Source organism: Paenibacillus aurantiacus (genome assembly GCF_042431225.1).
Classification (GTDB): domain Bacteria; phylum Bacillota; class Bacilli; order Paenibacillales; family Paenibacillaceae; genus Paenibacillus_Z; species Paenibacillus_Z aurantiacus.
Window position 1 is genome coordinate 169,342 of record NZ_JBHMDO010000024.1, and the last position, 21,401, is coordinate 190,742.

Sequence of the window (21,401 nt, forward strand, 5' to 3'; positions counted from 1 at the left end):
CACAAATATTACATACGTCAGTACGCCCATATTCTTAAATTGTGCCATCCGTCTGTGTACAATTCTATTTTTCGTCACATTCAGATTTTTTTTCGTGAAATGCAGAAATATTGGTTGCAAGTTCCTAAAACAATATGGTATATTAATATCCGTTGTCCCGGTAGCTCAGTTGGATAGAGCATGCGCCTTCTAAGCGCACGGTCGGGGGTTCGAATCCCTTCCGGGACGCCATTCCCTATTCAAACAAAACTCCTCATGACTCGTCATGAGGAGTTTTTTGCATTAGCTTCTTTCATCTTCCACAAACAGCCTGCCATCGCGAATGAGCTTACCCATACGCCAATGGCGATATAAGAAAAAGAGATAAGCCCCCGCGAAGATTAGCGGCGTCATGATTCCGCTCCGAACGACTAAATCATCGCGGAACAGCGCCCCGTCACGGCCATCCGACTTCACCTGCATCGTATGATTCCAGCCCTTGATCAGCGCTCCCCGCTCGGCCGTCGAGAACCGCCTAGCCGAACGATCAATCGTAGCAATCGTGATCCAATGCCCGCCGAGCGGAATGCATCCGAGCAGCCACATCGAAAGGGCATACGTCTCCCCAACCACCCACTGCCGCGGGAGTCCGCCGTGGTCGCGACTCCGAAATACCATAAGCGGCGCGGATACCAGCCGGAATGTCCCGGTATCCGCTACTTGCTCCCACATCAATGCCGGATCGCACGGCAATCTGGATTCCATCGTGAATTTCACGCTTCCACCTACATCCACCAAGTTGTCGCAACGCCGGCGATCAACGCCAGTCCCGTCAACATCCACGCCGGCATTTTCCACAAGACCAACAAGCCGTAAGCCACCAACACAACGCATAAATCAAACCTATCATGTACGGCCCCTGTAAACACGGGATCATACAGAGCGGCAAGCAGAATGCCTACGACCGCTGCGTTAATCCCTTTCAATACCGCCTGAAGGCGTTGCTGCCTACGGATTCGGCTCCAGAACGGCAGTGTCCCGCCCACTAGAAGAAATGAGGGGAAGAACATCGCTAAGACCGCGACGATCGAGCCCACCCAACCGGCAGCCGCCATGCCGATATATGCGGACAACGTAAACAGCGGCCCAGGGACGGCTTGCGCAGCGCCGTATCCGGCCATGAACTGTTCGCCGCTCATCCAGGCCTGCTCCGCCACCGCCGGCTCCAGCATCGGCAGCACCACATGCCCGCCGCCGAACACAAGCGCGCCAGCGCGATAGAAGTTGGCGGCAAGATGGAGCCACGCGCTGTCAGCCAGCGCGGCAGCAGCCGGCAGACCGAACAACAGCACCAGCAAAAGGCCAAGCAGCCAAACGGCCGATCGCGCCCCTACCGGCGAGGCCAATGGATTCATCGCATTCGCGTCCGGATCAGCTCGTCTGAACAGCAGCATACCAACACCAGCTGCGCCGGCAAGGATAACAAGCTGAGCCCAAGACGCCGGCCATAGTAGCGACAATGCAGCAGCAGCAAGCGCGATCGATCCGGTCTTCCGCTCCGACGCAAGCGTGAGCGCCATGCCCTGCACGGCCTGAGCCACGACCGCAACCGCCACGAGCAGAAGCCACTTCGCCCATTCGCCTCCGGCCAGGTCCGTCGCCCCCATCGCATATGCAAGCGCGGCAAGCGCCAGCGCGGACGGAAGCGTGAAGCCTGCCCATGCGGCGATACCGCCCAGCCACCCGGCGCGCAGCATGCCGATTGCGATGCCGACTTGACTGCTGGCAGGCCCGGGAAGCAGCTGGCATAACGATACGATCTCGGCATAGGTCTGGTCATTCAACCATCGTCGTTTCTCTACGTATTCAGCGCGAAAATACCCAAGGTGAGCGACGGGCCCGCCGAACGAAGTAAGTCCAAGGCGCAGCGCTGCTCGAAATACTTCCCACACCGCATCCCGACGCGGCTTGGCAAGGTCAATATCGTGATCCACTTTGCATTCTCTCCTCGCCGATTCGAAGCCCGGACTAACTCGCCCAGGGCTTCGACCGATCGTACCACCTGTCCAGTTTGCCGTAAAGTAAAGAAATCGTAAATAAGAGCCGTCTGCTTATATTGGCAATTCTTGTCCTCGGGCATCTACAAAACCTCGCTTCACCTGCAGCGGTCTTGCCCGTTCAAGCAGACCGATGATCGACGAGGCCGTCGCGGAAGGATCGCCCGGCGCTTGTTCACCGCCCATATCCGTGCGGATCCAACCCGGATGAATGGCGAGCACCTGGAACCCTTGCGGACCCAGCTCCATCCGAAGTTTCTCTGTGAAGTAGGTAAGCGCCGACTTCGAAAGGCCATATGGATAATCTCCGGCATACACCGATGCGTACGCGCCTGCCTCGGACGATATGTTCAATATCGAAGGCATCTTAGCTCCGCGAAGCAGCGGCATCAGCGCTTGCGCGATGAGTACGGGGCCGACGAGATTGGTCGTTAAGGAAGCGCTTAGCGCGTCCGGATCGAGCGATTCGATTCCATCCTCCCGCCCAAGCAGAATCGCAGCGTTGTTCACTATCCCATCAAGCGTCTCTTCGCGAGAAGCAAGGACGCCGGCGAACGAGGCAATCGACTCCCGGCTAGCGACGTTCAGCTCGATCGGAATAATTCGGTCTCTCACTTGCGGATCCAGTTCCCCATATCGGCTCGCATCCCCCATATTCCGAATGCCCGCATATACCGTGTGTCCGCGCATGGCCGCGGCCGCCGCAAGCTCGAAGCCAAGTCCTCGGCTTGCGCCTGTGATCGCGATTTTCATCCCCAACTCCTCCTGACGTTACAATATTCCTTCTATAGTATAGCGCTTTCATTCGTAATTTTCTAATGCACCGATCACCTTGGGATGGTTATATCAAAGCCCCAGCGGTTATATGACTTTGAATACCAATGCGTAAAATGCGCGCGAACTCGAAATGCTATGGCATTGAAAGGAGTGTTTGGCAATGACCGAACAAAACCAGAAGCAACCCGTTCCGCAACCGGCGGACGGCCCGCAGCGCCCGACAACGCTTCCGCCTCAGCACCAGAATCAGCAGCCCGGAATAGAGTCCGAGATGACGCCAAGACCGCTCTTCGACTCCTCCGCGTACTTGGCGGCAGGCAAACTTAAAGGGAAAGCAGCCATCATCACTGGCGGCGACAGCGGCATTGGACGAGCCGTGGCGATCGCCTATGCGAAAGAAGGCGCCAACGTCGCGATCGTGTATTTGAACGAACACGGCGATGCGGAAGAGACGAAGCGCCTCGTCGAGGAAAAAGGCGTCCAATGTCTGCTCATTCCTGGCGATATTGGCGACCCCGCTTTCGCCAAACAAGCCGTAGCGAAGACGGTCCAGCAGTTCGGCAAGCTCGATATCGTCGTCAACAACGCGGCTGAACAGCACCCGCAGCAGAAGCTTGAGCAAATCACGCCCGAACAGCTCGAACGCACGTTCCGCACGAACGTATTTGGCATGTTCTATATCACGCAGGCAGCAATCCCGCATTTGCAGGCGGGAGCTTCTATTATTAATACCGCTTCCATCACCGCGTACAAGGGCAACCCGACGCTGCTTGATTACTCGTCAACGAAAGGCGCGGTCGTGTCGTTCACCCGTGCGCTGTCCCAGAACGTCGCCACGCAAGGGATCCGCGTCAATGCGGTAGCGCCTGGCCCGATTTGGACGCCGCTCATCCCGTCGACGTTCGACGAGCAGCAAGTCGCCAAATTCGGCGCCGACACCCCGCTCGGACGCGTCGGACAACCGGACGAACTTGCTCCGGCGTATGTTTACCTCGGCTGCGGCGACTCGTCCTATATGAGCGGACAAGTCATTCATATTAACGGCGGAGAAGTCGTCAACGGGTAAGCGGCGGATACCTGAGCGTTATCGAAACTCCAGTATATGCGAAATGAATACCGAGCGGCATGGTAACATGGCGCCGAAACAGGCAAAAGAGCCACCTTTTAGGATGGCTCTTTTGGTTTTTCAGCCGAAGCTCGCGCCGTATCTCGCGGCCCCAAAGAAACGGCAATAGTGCGTAATGCGCATTCGCCGCCTTCCTATCCTCCGCATTCAAATTAAACTCCCGTCGCAAAACGCCCTGCAATGCCTAATTGGGCGATTGATTCTTTCACTCCAGCTGTCGACAGCACCTGTTCTTCGAACGCTTCGCGCTGTCCCCAGTCCGTCTTCATGGACGCCGCCTCGAACAGGCCGACGCTCACGTCTTCATATGCGAGATGATTGCTGTTATCGAACCAGTCGATATCACGCGACGCATCGTTATGCACGATCGCGTTCATCTCGAACTCGCGTTCGTCGTCGGCCGACGGTCCGAAAAAGGCAAGGAGACCGCCCGTACCGTACGCTTCCGTGTCGACTTCCACCAGCGCGGAGCGCGCGCCATCCCTGTCAACCGCGCCTCTGACGCGTGCGCCCTTGACCTGGAGCGTTTCAATCATGACAGATAACCTTCATTCACCTTGAACAAACCCATTTTGGCAATATGCACGCGGGTTTCGGGGGTTCCCAGGTCGTACAGCAGCTTGTAAATCTGGACAAGTATCGAATCGACTCCGTCGCTCAAATGATCTGTATCCGCGGAGCCGTAAGGGTGCTTGTGAAAATGGACCACCTCTGCTTCGTCCTCCGTCGCCAGATCGTCGAACAGTTCCTCCAGGCGGTCAAGTTCGTCCTCGTTCGCGCGGATCTCCAGCTCGAAGGACGCTACCTCGGGGTCTTCCAGCACGGAGCCCGCCTGAACGGATACATAATAAGTCTTGCGCTCCAGCGCCCGGTCCGCGTGCGGCATCACCGCTTCCTCGTCTCGGACATTATCCTCCTGACGGTCGTACATCGTCTTCCACGCTCCTCTATGCCTGGCATCTTCATCCTTGATTAGCATCCCCCGGGGGACAGACATTTTATCCTTTTTTGTCGCATACCCATTCTAATACCGCTGTTTCTAACGCCCATTTCCAAGGCAGAAGCCAAAGGCCAGAGAGGAATGAGAACCAATGTGTGGATTTACGGGCTGGATCGATTGGAACGAGGATTTGACTTTACAATACGCAACTCTAGAGAAAATGACCGATACGCTCGCCTTTCGAGGTCCCGACGCCACCGGCACGTGGATATCTCCGCACGTGGCGCTGGGGCACCGTCGTCTATCCGTCATGGACCCGGCCAACGGCGCGCAGCCCATGGTACGTGCCTCCGGCGATGATACGTACGTCATCGTATATAATGGCGAGCTGTATAACGCTCCCGAATTGAAGCGGGAACTCGAAGGACGCGGACGGTCGTTCACGACCAACTGCGATACCGAGGTACTGCTCGTCGCCTACATGGAATGGGGCCGCTCGTGCGTTGAGCGGTTCAACGGCATCTTCGCGTTCGCGATCTGGGATACACGTGAGCAGCACTTGTTCCTGGCTCGCGACCGTCTCGGCGTTAAGCCGCTGTTCATCGCCAAGCAGCTCGGCCGATTCATCTTCGGATCCGAGCCGAAGGCGCTTCTCGCCCATCCTGCTATTCGTCCCGAAGTCGGGCCGGAAGGCTTGGCCGAAATTTTCATCGTCGGCCCCGCGCGTACGCCCGGCCAAGGCGTATATCGGGATCTCGGCGAGCTGCTCCCTGGCCAATGCGCGACCGTCACCCGCTCGGGCGTCTCGGTCTCGCACTACTGGAAGCTAGAGAGCCGCCCGCATACGGAAACCGTCCAAGAAACAGCCAAATCCGTGCGGGATCTACTGATCGATACGGTCGAAAGACAGCTCATCTCCGACGTGCCGCTTGGCACGCTGCTCTCCGGCGGACTCGACTCGAGCATTCTGACGACGCTGGCCGTCCGGCATTACGAACAGAGCGGGAAAGGGAAGTTCAAGACATTCTCCGTCGATTTCGTCGATAACGACAAACATTTCAAAGCTCATGCGTTCCAGCCGAACGCGGACGCGCCGTGGATCGAGCGGATGAACCAATACTTGGGCACCGAGCATCACACGTTCAAATTCGATACGCCGGACATCTACGGCGCGCTGCGAGCCGCTCTGCATGCCCGCGATCTGCCGGGCATGGCGGACGTGGATTCGTCGCTGCTGCTGTTCTGCGAAGCGATTAAGCAGCATGTGACGGTCGCGATCTCCGGTGAGGCGGCAGATGAAATTTTCGGCGGTTATCCTTGGTTCCACCGCGAAGAGTCGCTGAACGCCGCCACATTCCCGTGGTCGCTCGCCTCGAATATGCGTGCTAGTCTATTGTCTGAAGACGTGGCCGCTTGGATTCGGCCGCTGGAATATATCGGCGACCGCTATAGCGACGCCATCGCGGAAGTGCCTAAGCTTGCGGGCGAAGACGAAGCGGCGGCCAAGATGCGCGTTATGTCGTACTTGAACATCACGCGCTTCATGCCTACGCTGCTAGACCGCAAAGATCGCATGAGCATGGGGGCAGGGCTAGAGGTGCGCGTCCCGTTCTGCGATCATCGCCTTGTCGATTATGTATTCAATATTCCATGGGAGATCAAAACCGCAGGGGACCGGGAGAAAGGCATTCTTCGTATGGCGATGGAAGGCGTCCTCCCGGACGACGTGCTGTACCGGAAGAAGAGCCCTTATCCAAAAACGCATAACCCGAATTATTTGAACGCCACCCGCTCCAAGGTCTTGGAGATCTTGGACGAAGGCACTTCGCCGCTGCTGCCATTGATTAACGTAGCGAAAATCCGCGAAATCGCCGCTTCCGACGAAGCAAGCTCCAATCTGCCGTGGTTCGGCCAGCTGATGAGCGGCCCGCAGCTGTTCGCCTATTTGCTGCAGATCGATATATGGCTGCGTGAGTATAACGTAACGATTCGCTAATTAGCGGCTAACAAACAGGGTATGACAAAAACCCGCAAGCACGCCCATACCGGGTTTGCTTGCGGGTTAGTTGTTCATTGGCAGCAAAGCATATGCAAGTATTCAGCATTGCCGCCTCTTCCGTTATTCCGCGCTCTTCAGCTGCTCGAGCAGACGCGCCAGCGCGCGGCCACGGTGGCTGATCGCCTGCTTCTCATCCTTCGTCAGCTCCGCCATGGATCGATGGTGCGAGACAAGCCAGAACAACGGGTCGTAACCGAACCCGCCTTCGCCTCGCGGTTTGCTCATAATATCGCCCGCCACGTAGCCTTCGGCCTCTGCGAACGTCCCGTCCTTCGGATCGTACAACGCGAGCGCGCAGACGAATCGCGCTTCGCTGAGCAGCTCCGTGCCGTCCTCAAGCGTCTGGAACCTCTCGACGCCGCCAGCGTCCAGCTTCTTCAATTCTTCCAGCAGCTTCGCGTTGTTCGACGCATCGGTCGCGCTTTCGCCGGAGTATCGCGCGGAGTAGACGCCCGGTTCCCCTTGAAGGCGCACAACCTCTAGACCCGAGTCATCCGCCAACACCGGCTGTCCAAGCGCGTCGCCGACTGCCTTCGCCTTCTTGCGGGCATTCTCGGCGAACGTAAGGCCGTCTTCCTCGACGTCCGGCAAATTCGGATAATCGAACATGCTGACAACGTCCATCCCCAGCTTCGCGAAGGCATGGGCGAACTCGCGCACTTTGCCGGCGTTCTTCGTCGCGACGACGACCGTATCTCCGGACCTCATGCGTTCGCCGTCCCGATCCGGTTGCCGAACAGCCCAAGAACCGCCTTCTGCTTGGCGATCAATTCAAGAATGCCGCTCTCCGCCGCGCCGAGCAGCTCGTTCAGCTCCGTTCGCGAGAACGGCGCCTCTTCGCCGGTGCCTTGAATTTCGACGAACTTGCGGTCCCCGGTCATGACGACGTTCATATCTACTCTCGCCTTGGAATCTTCCTCGTAGTTCAAGTCGAGCAGCGTCTTGCCGCCTACGACACCTACGCTAACCGATGCCAGATAATCGGAAATGGGGTATTTCGCGAATTCATGGTTTTTGCTCAGTTTATGTACGGCCAGCGCTAGCGCAACGAACGCGCCGGTAATCGATGTCGTTCTCGTGCCCCCGTCCGCCTGGATGACGTCACAATCGATCGTGATCGTCCGTTCCCCAAGCGCCTGCAAATCGACGACCGAGCGAAGCGCCCGACCGATCAGCCGCTGGATCTCCATCGTGCGGCCCGTCAGCTTGCCCTTGGCCGATTCGCGCTGGTTGCGAACTTGCGTGGCCCGAGGCAGCATCGAATATTCGGCCGTGATCCAGCCTTTGCCTTGCCCTTTCATGAATGGAGGCACGCGCTCTTCAACCGAAGCCGTGCACAGCACCTTCGTATCGCCGAATTCGATCAGCACCGAGCCTTCCGCGTACTTGTTGGGGTTCATCGTCATGGTAACGGGCCGCAGCTCGTCCCATTGTCTTCCGTCGGTTCTCATCGTTAGCGTAATCCTCCGTCCTTCATGCTTAAGCGGGAGCGACTAACCTTCCCGCTAATCCACCCTATTTTACCAAAGCCGACAGCGAAAATCATCTTGCCTCCGGGTCAAGGCGAAAAAAAGAACATGACCGGCCGCTTGTGCGGTTCGGACATGTTCTTCGTAAGGCGAATGATAGGTCCAACTTAGAACGCAGGCACGATCGCGCCTTTGTACGTATCTTCAATGAACTTCTTCACGTCGTCCGTTTGGAGCGCGGCCATCAGCTTCTTGATCGCGTCGGAATCCTTGTTGTCCGGACGAGCGGCGAGAATATTCGCGTACGGGGACTCTTTGTCCTCAAGGAACAGCGCGTCCGTCGTTGGCACGAGCTTCGCTTCGAGCGCATAGTTCGTGTTGATCAACGCAAGGTCGACTTCGTCCAGCAGACGCGGCAGCATCGCGGCTTCGACTTCCGTGATTTCAAGCTTCTTCGGGTTCTCTTCGATGTCGGCTACCGTGCCGGCAACGCCTACGCCCGCCTTCAGCTTGATCACGCCTTGCTTCTCCAGCAGCGCAAGCGCGCGGCCCGCGTTGGACGGGTCGTTCGGGATGACGACTTTCGCGCCTTCCTTCAGCTCGTCAACGCTTTTCAATTTCTTCGAATAGCCGCCGAACGGCTCGACATGCACGGTACCAACGCTGACCAGGTCATAGCCTTTGTCTTTGTTGAATTGGTCCAGGTAAGGCACGTGTTGGAAGAAGTTCGCGTCGATCGCTTTCTCGTACAGCTGCACGTTCGGCTGCACATAGTCCGTGAACTCGACGACTTCCAGGTTGATGCCTTGCTCTTTAAGCGCCGGGGCGATATGCTTCAGAATTTCCGCGTGCGGCACCGGGGAAGCGCCAACCTTCAGCGTCACTTCTTCCGTCGTCGCCGCCGTATTGTTCTCGGCCGCATTGTTCGTCGCTGCGCCGCCATTGCCCGTCGCCGCGTTGTTGCCGCCGTCATTGTTTTTCGCGCCGCATGCGGATACGACGACCGCAAGCACCAGCGTAAGCAGAATCAAACTAATCTTTCTCATTCCATTTCCCTCCTAATTATCATTGCTTCTCTATGTCCATGAATCCTACTTGCGGCTATAGCGTCGCACGAGCAGGTCGCCAGCCATCTGAAGGAGTTGAACCAATATTACTAGCAGCGCGACCGTAACGAACATGACGTCAGTCTGGAACCGCTGATAGCCGTAACGAAGGGCCAAATCGCCCAGACCGCCGCCTCCGATGACACCCGACATCGCCGTATAGGAGACGAGCGTTACCGCGGTAACGGTCACCGCCGCGAACAATCCCGGACGCGCTTCGCGCATGAGCACGCGGAATACGATGTCCGATTTCGAAGCGCCCATCGCCACAGCCGCCTCAATGACGCCTCGGTCGACTTCGCGCAGCGCCGTCTCGACCAGACGGGCGAAGAACGGCGCCGCGCCGACGATAAGCGGCGGAATGGTGCCCGCTACGCCGAATGTCGTCCCGGTGATCGCCTTCGTTAACGGCATGATCGAAATCATGAGAATAACGAACGGCACGGAACGGACGATATTGACGATGAACGAGAGCACACCGTATACAGCGGACTGCTGCAGTAATTGACGGCGCGACGTAAGAAACAGCACAAGTCCGAGGAAGAATCCGAGCACGATCGTAAAGACGAGCGACCACGCCGTCATCGTCAGCGTATCTTTGGTCGCCTCCCAAATCTCGTCCGGGCGTACGTTTTCAAAGCTCATGTCAATTCCTCCACATTCAAGCCGTCCTGGCGCAGCTGCGCCAGAATGCCGTCAATCTCCAAGCTTGCGCCGATAAATTCCACGATAAGTTCGCCGTATGGAGTTTGCTTCATCCGGGAAATCGTCCCCTGCAAAATCGCCACCTGCACGCCGAATGCCTTCACCGCATTGTACAAGATAGGCTCGTACGTGACGTTACCTACATAATGGACCCGGAAAATGCGACCCTGACGTGCGCTCAGCAGCTGACGGATGTCCGAATGCGATTCGGCCGCCTCGTCGACAAAGTCCTGCGTCACCGGATGCTGCGGCTTCAGGAACACGTCGATAACGTCGCCCATCTCGACGATCGTGCCGCCGTCGATTACCGCGACACGGTCGCAAATCGAACGGATAACCTGCATCTCGTGGGTGATCAGCAAAATTGTGATGCCGAGCTTCTGGTTAATGTCGAGCAGCAGCGCAAGGATGGCGCTCGTCGTCTGCGGATCGAGCGCCGAAGTCGCCTCGTCGCAGAGGAGTACATCCGGATTGTTCGCGAGCGCGCGCGCGATGCCGACCCGCTGCTTCTGTCCGCCGGAGAGCTGCGCGGGGTACTTGTCCCCGTGATGCTCGAGCCCGACCAATTGGAGCAGCTCGTTCACGCGGCTTGCAATCTCGGCCTTCGGCAGCTTCGCAAGCTGCAGCGGGAACGCGATATTCTCCTTCACCGTTGCCATCGAGAGCAAGTTAAAGTGCTGGAAGATCATACCGATCTTGCGGCGCTCCTTCTGCAGCTGCCGGTCGCTGAGCGCGGTCAATTCGACGCCAGCCACCTTGACCGAGCCGGAAGTCGGCCGCTCCAGCAAATTGACGCAGCGGAGCAGCGTGCTCTTACCCGCTCCGGAATGGCCGATGATGCCGAATATCTCGCCTTTGCGCACGGTCAGATCGATATCGCTGATTGCTTCGACCGATTGTTTGCCGACCTGATACATTTTGGTAATACTTGCTAGTTCTATCAGATTAATGCCCTCCTGCCCAAAAGTATTGCGAAAAGTCCTGTTACCACGTATAATACCCTCTTGTGCTTCTTTTAAAAGGTTTGCTCTATGAATCCCGGCGTCAGCAGCCAGGAGTAAGGATACAATATTCGATTGCAGAGGTTTACATATTATTCCTATCCAGTTACACGGATATGAGCAATTTTAACAACCTCACATCATTACGTCAATGACAAAAAATAACTATTGTAACAAAAAAAGCCCCACTTCGCGAGGAAGTGCGGGCTTTGCCTTTTCTTTGTCACAATTAGGACTTAATGGTGTTCACGTAGACCGGTTTGTCCACTGGTTCACTGTATGAATTGTTCTCGGTGTCGATGACCGAGGCGCTGCCGTTCACCGTAATTTTCACTTTGGCGTAGCCTGTATTCTCCGCGAGCGCAAGCACGACCGCTTTCAACATTTGAGCCGGCATGGCCTGACCGTCCTGGTAAGCCTCGTCTTTCAGATCGATCGTGACGTAATCCTTCTCCTTTTTGACGTCCTTAACCTGAATGTCCGGCGTTGCGACTGGCGTCAAGCTCTTCAAATTAGAAGGACCCGCGATAAGCTGTTCGATCGCCGCCTTCGCTTTATTGTCGGTCCGGTTGATCAGGCGCGTTACCGGTACGTAGTAGGGCTCGTCGTTCGGCGTGACCGAAGAGAAGTAGAGCGTCACCGGCGTCGATTGGCTGTAATCTACACCCTCCGCCGTCTCCAAGTTAATGCCGACCGCGCGCGTCAGCGCTTCGTCGAGCGGATAGCCATCCACTGGCATCTCGCCCAGCTTGACACCGTCCATAGACAGCTCGACCTTATCGATGCCCGGCAAGCTGGTGAGCGTCCAAGTGACCGCTTCCACAATACGTCTCTCATCCGTGGCTGCGTAGTTGCCGAATGCCTTATTGAAATCGACGACGGCTTTCTTCTGATCGGCGATGACATCAAGCTTGTTCACCGCCGTGCCGGCCGGCAGCACCGCTTCGAAGCCGGCGGGAAGCTCGCTCTCGTTCGCCCCGCCTTGTACCATGAGCTCAAGCGCCCGCTGACCGGCCGTCTCCTCCGCCCCGAGCGTCGCCAGCACGGTGACCGGCGCGAGCAGCTGGTTCTGATCACGCAAATACACCGTCATCTGCGTCTGTCCTTCCGCGACCGCTTCGCCGCCCGCGTCCGCGGATGGGGTTGCGGTCGTACCGTTCTGCGCGGTCGGCGTCACGGCGCCTGCCGCGTTGGTTGCGCCCGTACTGCTCGTCTGCTCAGAATTTTGCGGCGGGTCGATCTGTTGGCTCGCTTGCTCGGAGAACAGCCCGCATCCAGCCGTTAGAATCGGCAGGGCCAACACGCCGGCCAGCGCCGCCTTGCGAAGTACGCGATAGTGAGTCATCTCGATAGTTCCTCCCTTTTTTGATGTTGCGGATTGAACTGGCGTATATTTGGTACAAGTCTCCTTTTGTAGTACTATGTATACGAGCCCGTCCGAACAATTAGACCAGTTGTTTTGTCCCACTAATTCGAGTCAAGGGGTGCAATCGATGTCCAAGTCCAAACTGTATAGCTTAAATAGCGAAAGCGTCGCTGCCGCGACGAAAGATTGGCTGGCCAAACGCGGCGTGACGCGCGAACAGATCGCCGAGCTGGTATTATTCCTGCAGAAGGATTACTTCCCGGACTTGACGATCGAAGAATGCGCCAACAACGTCGACGCCGTCCTCTCCAAGCGCGAGGTGCAGAACGCGGTACTGACCGGCATCCAGCTCGACCTCCTCGCCGAGGAAGGCAAGCTGCTCTCCCCGCTGCAAGAGATGATCGAGAACGACGAGGGACTATATGGCTGCGATGAAATTCTCGCGCTGTCGATCGTCAATGTCTACGGCAGCATCGGATTCACGAACTTTGGCTACGTCGACAAGCTGAAGCCCGGCATTCTGAAGAAGCTGAACGACAAAGAAGACGCGCAATGTCACACCTTCCTTGACGACATCGTCGGCGCGATCGCCGCGTCGGCGAGCAGCCGCATCGCCCACCGTAAGCAGGCTGAACGCGAAGGCCGCACGACGCCGCCGCTGGATTAAGCCGCCGGGCCCAAAAGTAAAGAGGGCAGAGAAGAAGTCGCTTGTGTACGACTTCCGCTCTGCCCTCTTTATTTGTCCTGATAACGCGCGAACCGGCTATGCCTCAGGTGACGCGGGTGGCATCCAGCAGGCTGGACGCCGCCTCTTTACCTTGACGGATACAATCCGGCAGTCCGACGCCGTCGAATGCCGCTCCCGTCACCCATACGCCGGGCAGCGTCTTCGCCATCTCCCCGCGCAGCTGCGCGGTACGCTCCAGATGGCCGACCGGATATTGCGGCATGGATTGATGCAGCCGCGTAATCTCCGTGAACAACGGCTCGGCCGTAATGCCCATGATCGAGCGAATATCCGCGCGAACCGCTTCTTTCAACTGCTCGTCCGGCAAGTCCACGACCGCTTCTTCTCCTGCCCTGCCGACGTAGCAGCGCAGCAGCACTTTATCGTCTGGAGCGGAATGCAGCCACTTGGACGATGTCCACGTGCAAGCCGTGATCGTCGTTCCTTCCGAGCGGGGAATGACGAAGCCCGACCCGTCGAACTGATATCCGAGCGTCGCTCTATCGAAGGCCATGACGACATTCGCGACCGAGACGTAATTGACCGCACTTATCGCATCGACGTTCACATACGGCTCCAGCAGCGACGCAGCATGGAACGCCGGCGTTGTGATGACGACGCCGTTCGCCTCTATCGCTTCTCCGCAGTCCAGCAGAACGCGGTAGCCGCATTGCTCCTCGAACCCTGAGTCGGGTTCAGCTACCTTCTCGATCCCGACGACCTTGGCGCCCAGCTTGAATTCTGTTCCATCGGCTGCGAGCGATCGTTCGAGCGCATTCACCATCGTCGCCAGCCCCCCCTTGAATGTCAGGAAAGCCGTGCGCGCGGATGACGGCAGCTCCGAAGCGTTCGCAGCGATTGCCGGCGTCTTGCCTTTGTTCGCCCGCATGCCGCGAATGAGGCTGCCGTGCTTGCGCTCCGCCGCGCCGAACTGCGGGAATGTCGCCTGCAGACTCAACGTGTTCAAGTCGCCCGCATAAATGCCGGCAAGCAGCGGCTCGGCCACCCGCTCCATCACTTCTCGTCCCAGCCTGCGCGACAGGAAATTGCCTAGCGACTCATCGCCGTCCGCCTTTCGCGCGGGCTTGACGAAGTCAAGCATCGCCCGCATCTTCGCGCCGAAAGTAAGCAGGCGCGTCTTCGCGAACTGGGCGATCTCCGTCGGAATGCCGAGCACGAGTCCCTGCGGCATCGAATGAAGCTTACGACGGTGCAAAATGTACGTTTTCTTCGCCGCCGGATTCGTACCCGTCAGCTGCTGCTCGATGCCGAGCTCCAGTGCCAAATCGATTATCGGCTTTTTACGTGCCAAGAAGGAATCCGGACCTCGCTCGATGACGAACCCGTCACGGTGCAAGGTGTTAATTTTGCCGCCGACGCGATCCATCGTCTCTACGATCGTCACGCGGATATCGAGGCCCCGTCGCTTGGCTTCCCTCAGCAAATAAAAAGCGGAGCTCAGTCCGCTGATCCCGCCGCCGACGACGACAATCCGATCAGGTTCTCCGTTTCTCCGCATAAACTTCATCTCCTATAAGCTCTCTATATCTTTGCTTGACCGCTTGCGGCCGCACGGCCGCAAACATTATTAGGCGCCTTGCGCCTCAAGCTGCGCAATAATCGTCTCGGCTAATGTCTCCATATAGAAACGGTCCGTGTTCAGCATCGCGATGCGCTCGAAGTGGACGCCGATCTCTTCCGCCAGCGCCTTCGCTTCGATGTCCAGATCGTACAGCACTTCCAAATGATCGGAGACGAAACCGATCGGCGCGGATAGCACCTGCTTGTAGCCTTTCTCCGACAGCTCCTTCATCGTATCGAGGATGTCCGGACCAAGCCACGGCTCGTGCGTGCGCCCGGCGCTCTGCCACGTGAATTCCCAATCCTGCACGCCGGCTTTCTTGGCGACCGCATCGGATGTCTCCTGCAGCTGCTGCTCGTACGGGTCCCCCAGCTCGCGAATGCGAACCGGCAGGCTGTGCGCGCTGAACAGCACTTTCAGCGGGCGGCTGCGGTCGAACGCGGCCAGCTTCGTGACGACACGGTCGACTAGCGCGTCGACGAGCTTCGGATGCAGGTGATAGCTATCCACGCACGTCATCTCGATCCCTAGCTCTGCCGCCTTTTCCTTCGCGCGCTTGTTGTAGCCGCCGACGCTCATGACGGAATAATGCGGTGCGAGCACGATGCCGACCGCTCGTTTGAAACCGCCCTTCGCGATCGACTCCACGCCGTCTTCGATGTAAGGACGCGCATGTTTCAAGCCTTGATAGCAGACGAAGCGGCCAGGGGCAAGCTCGTCCAGCGTCTGCTGGAGCGCCTCGACTTGGCGGTTCGTGTTCTCGCGCAGCGGGAATACGCCGCCGGCTACCGCTTCGTAGCGGTCCTTCAGCTCGGCGAGCAGCTCCGGCGTCGGCGGATTCCCGCGGCGGATGTGCGTGTAATACGCCTCGACGTCGTCCATGCTCTCCGGTGTTCCGTATGACATGACGAGGACGGCGATTTGATCGTTAGACATGGGATGATGCCTCCTTCTGCTGGCGCTCGGCGATCGCCTCGGCCGAATAACGGTGAATGAATGCGGTCAGCTCGCGGAGCTTGTCCAGCGAAGCTTCAGGGAACAAGCCGTGGCCCAGGTTGAACACGAAGCCAGGCTCTTGGATGCCTTCGTCGATAATCGAACGGGCGTAAGACTCGACGACATCCATCGGCGCAGTCAGGACGTAAGGGTCCAGATTGCCTTGCACGGCGTACTTGCCGCCAAGGCGGCGTCTGCCTTCCGCGATCGGCACGCGCCAGTCCAGTCCGATGACGTCGGCTTTCAAACGGCCAAGCGTCGGCAGCAGCTCGCCGGAAGCGACGCCAGGGAAGTAGATCTTCGGCTGCGGCAGATCGGACAGTTCGTCGAAAATGCGCTCGATTGTCGGCAGGACAAACTTCTGAAAATCCGCCGGGGACAACGCGCCGACCCAACTGTCGAACAGCTGGAACGCCTTACCGCCCGCTGCCATGTGCGCGCGCAGATAAGCGATGACCATGTCGCCGAGTTTGTCCATGAGCTGGAACCAAACCTTCGGATCGCCATACATGAGCGACTTCGTCCGGATATAAGACTTGGACGGACGGCCTTCGATCAAATAGGACGCGATCGTGAACGGCGCGCCCGCGAACGTAATGAGCGGCACGTCCAGCTCCCGGTCCAGAATGCGGATTGTCTCCAGCACGTGGCTAAGGTCGCCTTCGACGTCGATCGGCTTCAGGCGCTCCACATCGGCCGCCGAGCGGATCGGATTGTCAATAACCGGGCCGATATTCGGCACGATGTCGAAGTCGATGCCGATCGATGCGACCGGGTTCATAATATCGGAATACAAAATCGCCGCGTCGACGCCGAGCTTGCGGATCGGCATCATCGTCACCTCGGCTGCCAATTCGGGCTGACGGCAAATCTCGAGCAGCGAATATTTCTCTTTTATTTTGCGGTAGTCGGGATCATAGCGCCCTGCTTGTCGCATATACCAGACGGGCAAGCGATCGACGGATTCCTTCCGGCACGCCCGGATGAAACGGTCGTTGTAACTCATGGTCGTTCCCCATTTCTCTCGTATTCCCTTCGTTTCCATTATGCCCTTTTTGGTTGGACGTAACAACCGCTGCCATCCGGCTTTCGTTGACAATCATATGACAAATATATGTTCGCTTTCGCAACTCCCTTAATTGAAGCGGAAGTTATTTACAAATTCTCCAAGTTTACATGACGTTCACTTAACAATGCGTGACGCTCCATTAACAATGGGCTTGTACGCTTGTTCATGAGGCTACTATTACGCTAAGGAGTGAATTTCTTGAGCAACAACATGGACCGTAAAACGTTTCTTTCCTATCTGGGCACGGGCGCTGCCGCGCTAGCCGTCGCATCCGCGGGTCTGGGCACGTTGGAAGGCAAAGCATCCGCCGCGACGGGCAACGCCAACCACCTGTTCGGCTTCAAGACGAATAAAGTCAGCGGCTATTTCGACCCGATCCAACCTTCCAAAGAGGACAAGCTGATCGTGCCGAAAAACTTTAAATACGACGTAGTAGCGGCGTACGGCGACGTCATCAACCCATCTGGCGAGAAGTTCGGTTCCGGTGCCGACTACAATGCGTTCTTCCCGATCAAGGACTCCAGCACGCGCGGCCTGCTCGTCACGAACCACGAGTACACGACCATCTTTCAATTGGGTCCTGTAGGCGACGCCATGACCGCCGAGCAATTACATAGCAACCTCTATAACCAAGGCATGTCCGTCACCGAAGTGTACCGCGACGCAGACGGCACATGGAAGCTTGACCCGACTTCGGCATATGCCCGACGCATTAACGGCTATACGATGTTCCAATTGACGGGACCGGCGGCAGGCATCGCGGCGCTGAAGAACGCTTCAACGGTTCAAGGCACGTTCGCCAACTGCTCCGGCGGCGTTACCCTATGGAACACGGTGCTGTCCTGCGAGGAGAATTTCTCCGAGACGGCTGCGGCATCCAAACTGACGGACACGCACTACGGCTGGGTCGTCGAGATCGATCCTTTCGACAAGACGTTCCTGAAAAAGCATACGGCGCTCGGCCGCTTCAACCATGAGAACACGGCGATGGGCCTGGCAGCTGACGGCCGCGTCGTCGTCTACATGGGCGACGATAAGAAAGACGCCTGCGTCTACAAATTCATCAGCAAAGGTAAATACAACGCCTCCGCCGGCCGCGCTAATTCCGCGCTGCTCGAAGAAGGTACGCTGTACGTCGCCAACCTGAAGACGGGCAAGTGGGCGCCGGTTACGCTGGAGGAAGTCAAGAAATCCAAGACGTATGCGGAGAAAGCCGACGTGCAGAAGAAGTTCGCGTCACTCGGCGACGTCGTCACCTATTGCCAGGAGGCTGCGCTGCTCGTAGGCGGCACCCCGACTGACCGTCCGGAAGACATCGAAATTTCGCCATTTGACTATACCGTGTTCATCGCACACACCAACAACGATAACCACGGCAACATCCACGGGCATATTACCCGGATTTTCGAAGCGAATAACGATCTGGGCTCGCTGGAATTCGATTTCGAAATTTTCGCCGCAGGCGGCCGCCAATCCGGCTTCAGCTCGCCGGACAACCTGGCCTTCGACTCCAACGGCAATCTGTGGGTTGTCACCGACATCTCCAGCAGCAGCCAAAATAAAGGCGTGCACAAATCGTTCATGAACAACGGCCTGTTCGTCATCCCGACGAGCGGCAGCGCCAAAGGCAAAGCGCTTCAATTCGCTTCCGCGCCAGTCGAAAGCGAGCTGACAGGCCCATTCTTCACGCCGGACGAAAGCACGCTCTTCCTCTCCGTGCAGCATCCGGGCGAGAACACAACCGACCTGAGTAAGCCAACCAGCCTGTGGCCGCATCGTTCGGGCGATAAAATCGCGCGCTGCGGCGTCGTCGCAATCAGCGGCTTTAAGCTGTAAGGCTAACGAACAGTTCGAATATTAAACGACTACACATATTGACGCGGATGCGCGAGCCTTTCCGACCGGACAAGCCGCGCATCCGCGCGATTAAAGGAGATGTACAGCGATGCCGTTTGGCAGCATTGGTATTCCGGGACTTATTTTGATTCTAATTATCGCGCTTATTATTTTCGGACCGGCGAAATTGCCGGAACTGGGCCGCGCCTTCGGCCGCACGCTGAGCGAGTTCAAGGGCGCGACGCGCGGGCTCGTAAGCAGCGACGAAGACGAGGAAGCAAAGAAAGACAAAGCCGCGCAGACGGCGGCTTCCAAGTCTTAAAATGGCAAATCCGAACGACTTGAACCTGGTCGGCCACTTGGGGGAGCTGCGGTCGCGGATTATCCGGACGCTCGCGGCGTTCCTCGTCTCCATGACGGCCGCTTTCATCTATGTGCGGGACATCTACGGCTGGCTCGTCCGAGGCATCGATCACAAGCTGGTCATTCTCGGCCCGTCGGACGTGCTCTGGGTGTACTTGGTCATCTCGGCGGTCGTCGGCATCACCGTCACGCTGCCGGTAGCCGCTTATCAGACGTGGCGATTCGTCCAGCCTGCTCTGCCGCCTGTCGCAAGCCGGACCATCTATGTGTTCATTCCGGCAATAAGCGCGCTGTTCGTCGCAGGGATCTGCTTCGGGTATTTCATTCTGTTCCCGATGGTGCTCTCGTTCATGGAAGAGATGGCCGGCGAGGAGTTTCTGGCCATGTATACGGCTCAGAAATATTTCTCGTTCATGATCCACATGACCGTGCCGTTCGGATTACTGTTCGAGATGCCAGCCATCGTCATGTTCCTGACCAAGATCGGCATTTTGAATCCGAACCGGCTGGCCAAAGCGCGCAAAATCGCGTACTTCGTTCTCGCGATTGTCGCGATCTCGATCACGCCGCCCGACATCGTGTCGGATATTCTCGTTATCGTGCCGCTCTTCCTGCTGTACGAGATCAGCATCGGCATTTCGAAATTGGTCTACCGCAATCAGCTTCGCGCGCAGTCCGAATGGCAAGCCGGGGCTTCGTCGTAGCCGCAAGCCGTCCAAGCTTTGCACTCCCTGTCGCAGACCCGTATCCATTCAACCGCCAATCCGTTGTAAGCAGCGGAAACGGCGGTTTTTTGTGTTATGCGCTGAATTACCCCCATCTGGCTGCCCCTTCCCGCGACGCCGCTTCCTCTTTGCCATTGTGCTATACTGTTCCTATTGTGTTCACAACGCGCAACAAGAGGAAGGTGGCCACAGACGCATATGGAACAATGGAAGAAAAACTTGGCCGTGTTGTGGGTCGGACAATTTCTCGTCATGGCCGGGATGACGATGATCATCCCGTTCCTGTCCCTATATCTACAGGCGGATCTCGGACTCAGCGACCCGCACGAGACGGCGACGTGGGCGGGGATCATTTTCGCCGGCAACTTCGTGACGTCGTTCTTGTTCCAACCGCTATGGGGCAAGCTGTCCGATCGGTATGGACGCAAAATGATGCTGCTTCGCTCCGGATTCGGCATGGCGATCGTCATGGTGCTCATGGGCTTCGCCCAAAATCCGTGGCATCTGCTGCTGCTGCGCATGGTGAACGGCACCATCTCCGGCTTCAATCCCGCATCGGTCTCGCTCGTCTCGGCCACCACGCCGAAGGAACGAATGGGCTTCGCGATGGGCACGCTGCAATCCGGCGGTATTGCGGGCACCATTCTGGGTCCGTTCATCGGCGGCTTGATGGCCGACGCGATCGGATTCCGCCCGATCTTCTACGTCACGGGACTGCTCTTGTTCCTCGCTTCCCTGCTGGCGATGTTCGTCGTCAAGGAGTCGTTCGACCGGACCAAGGCGGCCGCCAAGCCGAACATCTCGGTCATGGCAGGCTTCCGCAAATTGGGGCGAATTCCGCAGCTCACCTCGCTGTTCGCCGTCACGTTCCTCATTCAGTTCGCCATGATCGGCCCGATGCCGCTCATGCCGCTCTACGTGCAGGAGCTGCACGGCACCGCCGTCAATCTCGCCTTCTGGTCAGGGCTTGTCGGCTCCGCGACCGGACTGTCTAATATGGTCGCCTCTCCGCTGCTCGGCCGTCTGAGCGACCGGATCGGCCAGGAACGGGTGCTTGGCGTATCGCTCGTCGGAGCGGCGCTGCTGTTCGTGCCGCAGGCGTTCGCCTCCACCGTCTGGCAGCTGCTGGCGCTGCGGTTCCTGCAGGGGATGTTTCTCGGAGGCCTCATTCCGTCCGTCAACGCGCTTATCCGCAAGCATACGCCCGATGGCATGGAATCGCGCTCGTTCAGCATGAATTCGAGCACGCTGTCGCTTGGCAACATGATCGGCCCTGTTGCAGGCGGCCTGATCTCCGGATGGATCGGCATCGAAGGGGTCTTTATCGTGTCGGCCGCTCTGTTCGCGCTGAACGCGGTATGGGTCAGATGGTCGTTGATCCGGCGAACAGCATCTGCTCGGGAGAAGGGCACTCCTTAGCCCGAATGCCGTTCCGGTCCTGAGCCGCGGCGAGAAGCATAACAAATAGCCTTCCAACCTGCCGTTTAGGCAAGATGGAAGGCTATTTGTACTTCTGCG

Annotated in this window: 21 protein-coding genes and 1 tRNA gene; 8 read left to right on the forward strand and 14 right to left on the reverse strand. The window is 57.7% G+C overall.

Going from position 1 to position 21,401, the window contains the following annotated elements:
• Positions 1-154: 154 nt before the first annotated feature.
• Positions 155-231: transfer RNA gene (locus tag ACFFSY_RS15225), tRNA-Arg, on the forward strand.
• 51 nt (positions 232-282) lie between these two features.
• Here ACFFSY_RS15225 and ACFFSY_RS15230 read toward each other — a convergent pair.
• From ACFFSY_RS15230 to ACFFSY_RS15240, 3 genes are all read right to left on the reverse strand, one after another.
• Complete coding sequence (locus tag ACFFSY_RS15230) at positions 283-756, reverse strand: Rv1443c family protein (protein ID WP_377495406.1); 474 nt, start codon at positions 754-756, stop codon at positions 283-285.
• 8 nt (positions 757-764) lie between these two features.
• The gene (gene chrA / locus ACFFSY_RS15235; protein WP_377495408.1) at positions 765-1,973 is read right to left on the reverse strand and encodes a chromate efflux transporter; all 1,209 of its coding nucleotides are present in this window, start codon (positions 1,971-1,973) and stop codon (positions 765-767) included.
• A 117-nt stretch (positions 1,974-2,090) separates the two neighbouring features.
• Complete coding sequence (locus ACFFSY_RS15240) at positions 2,091-2,789, reverse strand: SDR family NAD(P)-dependent oxidoreductase (protein WP_377495410.1); 699 nt, start codon at positions 2,787-2,789, stop codon at positions 2,091-2,093.
• A gap of 184 nt (positions 2,790-2,973) precedes the next feature.
• On the opposite strand from ACFFSY_RS15240, the gene ACFFSY_RS15245 reads away from it, so the two are divergent.
• Positions 2,974-3,879, forward strand: coding sequence for an SDR family oxidoreductase (locus ACFFSY_RS15245; protein ID WP_377495412.1), 906 nt, complete (start codon positions 2,974-2,976; stop codon positions 3,877-3,879).
• Between the two features lie 212 nt (positions 3,880-4,091).
• Here ACFFSY_RS15245 and ACFFSY_RS15250 read toward each other — a convergent pair whose 3' ends face one another.
• Both ACFFSY_RS15250 and ACFFSY_RS15255 read right to left on the reverse strand, forming a co-directional pair.
• Positions 4,092-4,475 (reverse strand): hypothetical protein, encoded by a 384-nt coding sequence (locus ACFFSY_RS15250; RefSeq protein ID WP_377495414.1) that lies wholly within the window; start codon positions 4,473-4,475, stop codon positions 4,092-4,094.
• Positions 4,472-4,870, reverse strand: a complete 399-nt coding sequence (locus tag ACFFSY_RS15255; protein WP_377495416.1) for a hypothetical protein — start codon at positions 4,868-4,870, stop codon at positions 4,472-4,474. Before ACFFSY_RS15255 ends, ACFFSY_RS15250 begins: the two co-directional genes overlap by 4 nt.
• A gap of 160 nt (positions 4,871-5,030) precedes the next feature.
• Between ACFFSY_RS15255 and asnB the strand changes: the two genes are divergently transcribed.
• Positions 5,031-6,875, forward strand: coding sequence for an asparagine synthase (glutamine-hydrolyzing) (gene asnB / locus ACFFSY_RS15260; protein WP_377495418.1), 1,845 nt, complete (start codon positions 5,031-5,033; stop codon positions 6,873-6,875).
• A 123-nt stretch (positions 6,876-6,998) separates the two neighbouring features.
• Here the strand turns inward: asnB and rdgB are convergent, their stop codons facing one another.
• From rdgB to ACFFSY_RS15290, 6 genes are all read right to left on the reverse strand, one after another.
• Positions 6,999-7,646, reverse strand: coding sequence for an RdgB/HAM1 family non-canonical purine NTP pyrophosphatase (gene rdgB / locus ACFFSY_RS15265; protein ID WP_377495420.1), 648 nt, complete (start codon positions 7,644-7,646; stop codon positions 6,999-7,001).
• A complete protein-coding gene (gene rph, locus ACFFSY_RS15270) occupies positions 7,643-8,389 on the reverse strand; it encodes a ribonuclease PH (RefSeq protein ID WP_377495422.1) in 747 nt (248 codons plus the stop codon). The genes rdgB and rph overlap by 4 nt, the downstream gene beginning before the upstream one ends.
• Before the next feature lie 185 nt (positions 8,390-8,574).
• Entirely contained in the window at positions 8,575-9,453 is an 879-nt protein-coding gene (locus tag ACFFSY_RS15275) for a MetQ/NlpA family ABC transporter substrate-binding protein (protein ID WP_377495424.1), read from the reverse strand.
• Positions 9,454-9,498: 45 nt separating this feature from the next.
• Positions 9,499-10,164, reverse strand: coding sequence for a methionine ABC transporter permease (locus tag ACFFSY_RS15280; RefSeq protein ID WP_377495576.1), 666 nt, complete (start codon positions 10,162-10,164; stop codon positions 9,499-9,501).
• Entirely contained in the window at positions 10,155-11,162 is a 1,008-nt protein-coding gene (locus tag ACFFSY_RS15285) for a methionine ABC transporter ATP-binding protein (RefSeq protein WP_377495578.1), read from the reverse strand. Before ACFFSY_RS15285 ends, ACFFSY_RS15280 begins: the two co-directional genes overlap by 10 nt.
• A 286-nt stretch (positions 11,163-11,448) precedes the next feature.
• Complete coding sequence (locus ACFFSY_RS15290; RefSeq protein WP_377495426.1) at positions 11,449-12,564, reverse strand: GerMN domain-containing protein; 1,116 nt, start codon at positions 12,562-12,564, stop codon at positions 11,449-11,451.
• A gap of 148 nt (positions 12,565-12,712) precedes the next feature.
• Here ACFFSY_RS15290 and ACFFSY_RS15295 point away from each other — a divergent pair, with 148 nt between their 5' ends.
• Positions 12,713-13,252, forward strand: coding sequence for a phosphatidylglycerophosphatase A family protein (locus ACFFSY_RS15295; RefSeq protein ID WP_377495429.1), 540 nt, complete (start codon positions 12,713-12,715; stop codon positions 13,250-13,252).
• 103 nt (positions 13,253-13,355) lie between these two features.
• Here the strand turns inward: ACFFSY_RS15295 and hemG are convergent, their stop codons facing one another.
• The 3 genes from hemG to hemE form a co-directional block, all read right to left on the reverse strand.
• Complete coding sequence (gene hemG / locus ACFFSY_RS15300; RefSeq protein ID WP_377495431.1) at positions 13,356-14,831, reverse strand: protoporphyrinogen oxidase; 1,476 nt, start codon at positions 14,829-14,831, stop codon at positions 13,356-13,358.
• Between the two features lie 69 nt (positions 14,832-14,900).
• On the reverse strand, positions 14,901-15,830 hold the full coding sequence (gene hemH / locus ACFFSY_RS15305; protein ID WP_377495433.1) for a ferrochelatase: 930 nt from the start codon (positions 15,828-15,830) through the stop codon (positions 14,901-14,903).
• Positions 15,823-16,896: a uroporphyrinogen decarboxylase gene (hemE, locus tag ACFFSY_RS15310; protein WP_377495435.1), complete on the reverse strand. Its 1,074-nt coding sequence runs from the start codon at positions 16,894-16,896 to the stop codon at positions 15,823-15,825. Before hemE ends, hemH begins: the two co-directional genes overlap by 8 nt.
• 273 nt (positions 16,897-17,169) lie before the next feature.
• Between hemE and ACFFSY_RS15315 the strand changes: the two genes are divergently transcribed.
• From ACFFSY_RS15315 to ACFFSY_RS15330, 4 genes are all read left to right on the forward strand, one after another.
• Positions 17,170-18,795 (forward strand): PhoX family protein, encoded by a 1,626-nt coding sequence (locus ACFFSY_RS15315; protein WP_377495581.1) that lies wholly within the window; start codon positions 17,170-17,172, stop codon positions 18,793-18,795.
• Between the two features lie 109 nt (positions 18,796-18,904).
• Entirely contained in the window at positions 18,905-19,117 is a 213-nt protein-coding gene (gene tatA / locus ACFFSY_RS15320) for a twin-arginine translocase TatA/TatE family subunit (protein WP_377495437.1), read from the forward strand.
• Position 19,118: 1 nt separating this feature from the next.
• Positions 19,119-19,862 (forward strand): twin-arginine translocase subunit TatC, encoded by a 744-nt coding sequence (tatC, locus tag ACFFSY_RS15325; RefSeq protein WP_377495440.1) that lies wholly within the window; start codon positions 19,119-19,121, stop codon positions 19,860-19,862.
• Between the two features lie 219 nt (positions 19,863-20,081).
• Positions 20,082-21,302, forward strand: a complete 1,221-nt coding sequence (locus tag ACFFSY_RS15330; protein ID WP_377495442.1) for an MFS transporter — start codon at positions 20,082-20,084, stop codon at positions 21,300-21,302.
• Positions 21,303-21,401: the final 99 nt, after the last annotated feature.

Excerpts from the sequence above, each read along its gene's own strand:
- rph (WP_377495422.1), bottom strand. The coding sequence starts at position 8,389 with ATGAGAACCGACGGAAGACAATGGGACGAGCTGCGGCCCGTTACCATG.
- ACFFSY_RS15330 (WP_377495442.1), top strand. The coding sequence starts at position 20,082 with ATGGAACAATGGAAGAAAAACTTGGCCGTGTTGTGGGTCGGACAATTT.
- ACFFSY_RS15240 (WP_377495410.1), bottom strand. The coding sequence starts at position 2,789 with ATGAAAATCGCGATCACAGGCGCAAGCCGAGGACTTGGCTTCGAGCTT.
- rdgB (WP_377495420.1), bottom strand. The coding sequence starts at position 7,646 with ATGAGGTCCGGAGATACGGTCGTCGTCGCGACGAAGAACGCCGGCAAA.
- tatA (WP_377495437.1), top strand. The coding sequence starts at position 18,905 with ATGCCGTTTGGCAGCATTGGTATTCCGGGACTTATTTTGATTCTAATT.
- ACFFSY_RS15255 (WP_377495416.1), bottom strand. The coding sequence starts at position 4,870 with ATGTACGACCGTCAGGAGGATAATGTCCGAGACGAGGAAGCGGTGATG.
- ACFFSY_RS15315 (WP_377495581.1), top strand. The coding sequence starts at position 17,170 with ATGGACCGTAAAACGTTTCTTTCCTATCTGGGCACGGGCGCTGCCGCG.
- hemG (WP_377495431.1), bottom strand. The coding sequence starts at position 14,831 with ATGCGGAGAAACGGAGAACCTGATCGGATTGTCGTCGTCGGCGGCGGG.
- asnB (WP_377495418.1), top strand. The coding sequence starts at position 5,031 with ATGTGTGGATTTACGGGCTGGATCGATTGGAACGAGGATTTGACTTTA.
- ACFFSY_RS15290 (WP_377495426.1), bottom strand. The coding sequence starts at position 12,564 with ATGACTCACTATCGCGTACTTCGCAAGGCGGCGCTGGCCGGCGTGTTG.
- ACFFSY_RS15250 (WP_377495414.1), bottom strand. The coding sequence starts at position 4,475 with ATGATTGAAACGCTCCAGGTCAAGGGCGCACGCGTCAGAGGCGCGGTT.
- hemH (WP_377495433.1), bottom strand. The coding sequence starts at position 15,830 with ATGTCTAACGATCAAATCGCCGTCCTCGTCATGTCATACGGAACACCG.
- hemE (WP_377495435.1), bottom strand. The coding sequence starts at position 16,896 with ATGAGTTACAACGACCGTTTCATCCGGGCGTGCCGGAAGGAATCCGTC.
- ACFFSY_RS15295 (WP_377495429.1), top strand. The coding sequence starts at position 12,713 with ATGTCCAAGTCCAAACTGTATAGCTTAAATAGCGAAAGCGTCGCTGCC.
- ACFFSY_RS15245 (WP_377495412.1), top strand. The coding sequence starts at position 2,974 with ATGACCGAACAAAACCAGAAGCAACCCGTTCCGCAACCGGCGGACGGC.
- tatC (WP_377495440.1), top strand. The coding sequence starts at position 19,119 with ATGGCAAATCCGAACGACTTGAACCTGGTCGGCCACTTGGGGGAGCTG.
- ACFFSY_RS15275 (WP_377495424.1), bottom strand. The coding sequence starts at position 9,453 with ATGAGAAAGATTAGTTTGATTCTGCTTACGCTGGTGCTTGCGGTCGTC.